Below are 1,315 nucleotides of genomic sequence, written 5' to 3' on the forward strand. Positions count from 1 at the left end.
CTTATGCCAAGGTGGGTCTGCGATGATCCACATAGGAGAGCGGTTATGTCGAAGATTACCACTGTCGGGCTCGATCTGGCGAAGAATGTGTTCCAGGCACATGGTGCTGACGCCTCTGGGCAAGCTGTGCTGCGCAAGAAGCTGAGGCGCGATCAGGTGCTGTCGTTCTTCAACCAATTGCCACACTGCATTGTCGCGATGGAGGCTTGTGGAGGGGCGCATTTCTGGGGTCGCGAGATCGGCAAGCTCGGGCACGAAGTCCGGCTGATCCCGCCCGCCTATGTGAAGCCCTTCGTGAAGCGCCAGAAGAATGATGCCGCTGATGCCGAGGCAATCTGCGAAGCGGCGCAGCGCCCGACGATGCGCTTCGTGCCGGTGAAGAGTGAAGAGACACAAGGGGCGGCGATGGTCTTCCGTATCCGAGAGCTTCTGATCCGGCAGCGCACACAGGTGATTAACGCCCTGCGTGGGCATCTGGGTGAGTTCGGTCAGGTCGTGCCACAAGGTGCTGGCAACGCTACGCGGTTGATTGCGATGATCGAAGACCCGGACAGCGGTCTGCCCACCGAGGCCCTGGCCACACTTGATGTGCTGGTCGCGGCACTGCGGCACCTCGAGACAGAGATCGGCAAGCTGGATGCCGAGATCAGCAGTCGGGCCAAGAGCAGCGAGGTAGCGCGGCGGCTGATGACAATTCCTGGCATTGGCCCCCTGATCGCCACGGCCATTGCCACGCTGGCGCCGCCGGCAGAGATATTCCGCACAGGCCGAGACTTTGCCGCGTGGCTCGGGCTGACCCCCCGCCAGCATTCGACAGGTGGCAAACAGAGGCTCGGGGCCACGACGAAGATGGGGGAGCGATCGCTGCGGCGCCTGCTGATCATCGGCGCCAATAGCGTGATCATCAAGCGACATGTCCATGCCTCGGCTCGATCCGGCACCTGGCTGGGTGGGATCCTGACGCGCAAGCCGCCTATGCTGGTGCGGGTGGCGCTGGCGAACAAGATGGCGCGCATCGTCTGGGCACTTATGGCTCACGGTGACGTCTACAAGGCTCCGGCCGCAGCGGCATAAGCCGTCGAGGTCGCGAGAACGTCGGAGCGGAAGAGGGCAAGGAGACGTTTGGCGCAACGGTCGTGAGACAGGATCAGAGGAACCAGCCTGCAACAAAGTGCCTTAGAGCACGCGGCGTTGATTTGGGACTTGATCCGCGAACACCATACGGGCCCGCGGCATGACGATGGCCGCATCAGAGGACTCTGATGTTGTAACCGCCCCCCGACGGCATCTTTGTGCCAAGGTGGGATCGTCACAA

At 62.2% G+C, this 1,315-nt stretch carries 1 protein-coding gene; it reads left to right on the top strand.

Annotated features, from left to right (window positions below):
* The first annotated feature begins 45 nt into the window (after positions 1–45).
* Positions 46–1,074, top strand: a complete 1,029-nt coding sequence (locus EP867_RS19360) for an IS110 family RNA-guided transposase (RefSeq protein ID WP_128491061.1) — start codon at positions 46–48, stop codon at positions 1,072–1,074.
* Positions 1,075–1,315: the final 241 nt, after the last annotated feature.

The organism is Falsigemmobacter intermedius (genome assembly GCF_004054105.1).
Lineage (GTDB): Bacteria > Pseudomonadota > Alphaproteobacteria > Rhodobacterales > Rhodobacteraceae > Wagnerdoeblera > Wagnerdoeblera intermedia.

Bases quoted from the DNA above. Each gene is read 5' to 3' on its own strand.
- EP867_RS19360 (WP_128491061.1), top strand. From the start codon at position 46: ATGTCGAAGATTACCACTGTCGGGCTCGATCTGGCGAAGAATGTGTTC.